The organism is Pseudomonas brassicae (assembly GCF_010671725.1).
Taxonomy (GTDB): domain Bacteria; phylum Pseudomonadota; class Gammaproteobacteria; order Pseudomonadales; family Pseudomonadaceae; genus Aquipseudomonas; species Aquipseudomonas brassicae.
Map to the genome: position 1 here is coordinate 1 of NZ_JAAHBU010000264.1, position 3,054 is coordinate 3,054.

At 65.0% G+C, this 3,054-nt stretch carries 3 protein-coding genes; 2 read left to right on the top strand and 1 reads right to left on the bottom strand.

What is annotated here, in order from left to right:
* Positions 1 to 145 precede the first annotated feature (145 nt).
* Complete coding sequence (locus G3436_RS17660) at positions 146 to 1,114, bottom strand: OmpA family protein (protein WP_163947477.1); 969 nt, start codon at positions 1,112 to 1,114, stop codon at positions 146 to 148.
* 131 nt (positions 1,115 to 1,245) lie between these two features.
* Here G3436_RS17660 and pyrC point away from each other — a divergent pair, with 131 nt between their 5' ends.
* Positions 1,246 to 2,292, top strand: coding sequence for a dihydroorotase (pyrC, locus tag G3436_RS17665; protein ID WP_163947480.1), 1,047 nt, complete (start codon positions 1,246 to 1,248; stop codon positions 2,290 to 2,292).
* A gap of 53 nt (positions 2,293 to 2,345) precedes the next feature.
* Positions 2,346 to 2,957, top strand: coding sequence for a ribonuclease T (rnt, locus tag G3436_RS17670; protein WP_163947483.1), 612 nt, complete (start codon positions 2,346 to 2,348; stop codon positions 2,955 to 2,957).
* Positions 2,958 to 3,054: the final 97 nt, after the last annotated feature.

Here is a 3,054-nt window from a genome sequence, read left to right on the forward strand (position 1 = left end):
ACGTCCGCCATGCCATCACTCCACGGGGTTGTACGGAAAGCCGGTGATTCTACCGGCCTTACCGCAAAATTTACAGTGGGGCGACAGCTTGTGACGACAAAGCGACAGTAACTGTCGTCGCGCGACGGATGGTCGCGCCGAACGATCAGGCCGTCGGCTTGCCCGCGCGGGCAGCCGGGGTCTGGGTAGGCGCTGGCGCGGGGGTGGCAGCAGCGGGCTCGACCGGCTTGGCCGGGGCGACGTCCTTGGGCTTCTCGACCGGGGTCACGCGGTCCAGTTGAATGTTGACCCGACGATTGCGTGCGCGGTTGGCGGCATTGTTGTTGGCCGCCAGCGGGTAACGCTCGCCATGGAAACGCACGGTGATCTGCTCTGGCGCGATGCCGTGGGCCACGAGGTAGTCCTGCACTGCCAACGCACGTCGGCGCGACAGGTCGCGGTTGGTCAGGCGATTGCCGCTGTTGTCGGAATGCCCGTCGAGTTCGATATGGTTGACCGTCGGGTCGGCCTTGATGAAGTCGAGAATGACGTCCAGGCGTGCCCGTGCGTCGGCATCCAGATCGATACCGCCGCCTGGGAAACCCACGCGTGCCTGGCGCACCTGGTCATAGTTCATCGGCAACAGCTTGGCGGCGCAGAGCTGGTACTCAGCGTAGGCACGGTAGAACTTGACCGGCAGCAGCCGCACTTCCATGCTGCGCCCGGCTTCGCCGGCAAAATTGCGCACCACGCTGCTGCGCCCGTCGAGCAGGCCATTGATCAGGCGGCTGGCCTGGCCCTGGGAGCTGGTGAACAGCACGCCACTGCGCGCCAAGCGCACCGAGCCCAGGTTGATATCGCCACGCCCCGGCTGCCACGGCGCGGCGGCCGCGAGCAGGGTGGCAGAGCCGGCGCCGAGCACGTTGCTGCTCGAGCGCAACTGGAACGTCGCCTGCTCGCCAGCACGGCGCACGAACTCGCCGCTGCCGAAATCGGCAATCGGCTGGATCAGCCGACATTCGAACTGGTCGCCCTCGACTTTCCACTCGATGTTCTCCACGCGAGTCTGGAAGGTGAGTGCCACGGCCGGCAGGCTGGCAAACATACTGAGCAGGGCTAGGTAACGCTGGCGCACGGTCGGCTCCACAAATTGCTTACGGCATACCTGCAAGCTATCGGACAGCCTCGGCAAAACTTGATAGCGAGTGCTGTGATCGGGCTTTTCCGGTAGCATTCACCGGGAGTTCGAACCGCCTGGAATCCCCAATGTCCGACCGCCTGACCCTCCTGCGTCCCGACGACTGGCACATCCATCTTCGCGATGGCGCTGTCTTGCCCCACACCGTCGGTGACGTAGCGCGCACTTTTGCCCGCGCCATCATCATGCCCAACCTGGTACCGCCGGTGCGCAACGCCGCCCAAGCCGATGCCTATCGCCAGCGTATTCTGGCGGCCCGGCCGGCCGGCAGCCGTTTCGAACCGCTGATGGTGCTGTACCTCACCGACCGCACCCAGCCTGAGGACATCCGCACGGCCAAGGCCAGCGGGTTCGTGCACGCCGCCAAGATGTACCCCGCCGGCGCAACCACCAACTCGGACTCGGGCGTGACCAGCCTCGACAAGATCTTCCCGGTGCTCGAAGCCATGGCCGAAGTGGGCATGCCGCTGCTGGTTCACGGCGAAGTGACACGCCCCGAGATCGACGTGTTCGACCGCGAGAAGCTGTTCATCGACGAGCACCTGCGTCGCGTGGTCGAACGCTTCCCGACGCTCAAGGTAGTGTTCGAGCACATTACCACTGCCGAGGCGGCGCAGTTCGTCAACGAAGCCCCGAGCAACGTCGGCGCCACGATCACCGCCCAGCACCTGCTGTACAACCGCAACCACATGCTGGTGGGCGGTATACGCCCGCACTTCTACTGCCTGCCGATTCTCAAGCGCAACACGCACCAGGTGGCGCTGCTCGACGCGGCCACCAGCGGCAGCAGCAAGTTCTTCCTCGGCACCGACTCGGCACCGCATGCCCAGCACGCCAAGGAAGCCGCCTGTGGCTGCGCCGGCTGCTACACCGCGTATGCTGCCATCGAGCTGTATGCCGAGGCGTTCGAACAGCGCAATGCGCTGGACAAGCTCGAAGGCTTTGCCAGCCTGCACGGCCCGGCGTTCTACGGCCTGCCGGCGAACACCGACCGTATCACCCTGGTCCGCGAAGACTGGACCGCCCCAAGCAGCCTGCCCTTTGGCGAGCAGACTGTCATCCCGCTGCGCGCCGGTGAGCAACTGCGCTGGCGCCTGCTGGAGGAAACTGTGTGAGCGACGATTACGAAGACGACCAGGAAGGTCAAGGCGGCGGTTCGCGCCATCCCATGGCAGAACGCTTTCGCGGTTACCTGCCGGTAGTCGTGGATGTGGAGACCGGTGGCTTCAACTGCGCCACCGATGCGCTGCTGGAAATTGCCGCTGTCACCATCGGCATGGACGAAAAGGGCTTCCTGTTCCCGGAACACACCTACTTCTTCCGCGTCGAGCCGTTCGAAGGCGCCAATATCGAGCAGGCCGCACTGGACTTCACCGGCATCAAGCTGGACCACCCGCTGCGCATGGCGGTGAGCGAAGAGTCGGCGCTGACCGACATTTTCCGCGGCATCCGCAAGGCACTCAAGGCCAACGGCTGCAAGCGCGCGATCCTGGTCGGACACAACAGCAGCTTCGACCTGGGCTTCCTCAATGCGGCCGTGGCGCGCCACGACATGAAGCGCAACCCGTTCCACCCGTTCTCCAGCTTCGACACGGCGACCCTGGCCGGCCTGGCGTATGGTCAGACCGTGCTGGCGCGGGCCTGCCAGAGTGCCGACATCGACTTTGACGGGCGCGAGGCGCACTCGGCGCGGTATGACACCGAAAAGACCGCCGAGCTGTTCTGCGGCATCGTCAACCGCTGGAAGGAAATGGGCGGCTGGCAGGACTTTCGCGACTGACCCCTGAGGGCAGTGTCGCCCCCTTTGCTGGCAAGCCAGCTCCCACAAGGATCAGCGCACACCTGTGGGAGCTGGCTTGCCAGCGAAGAGGCCAGCA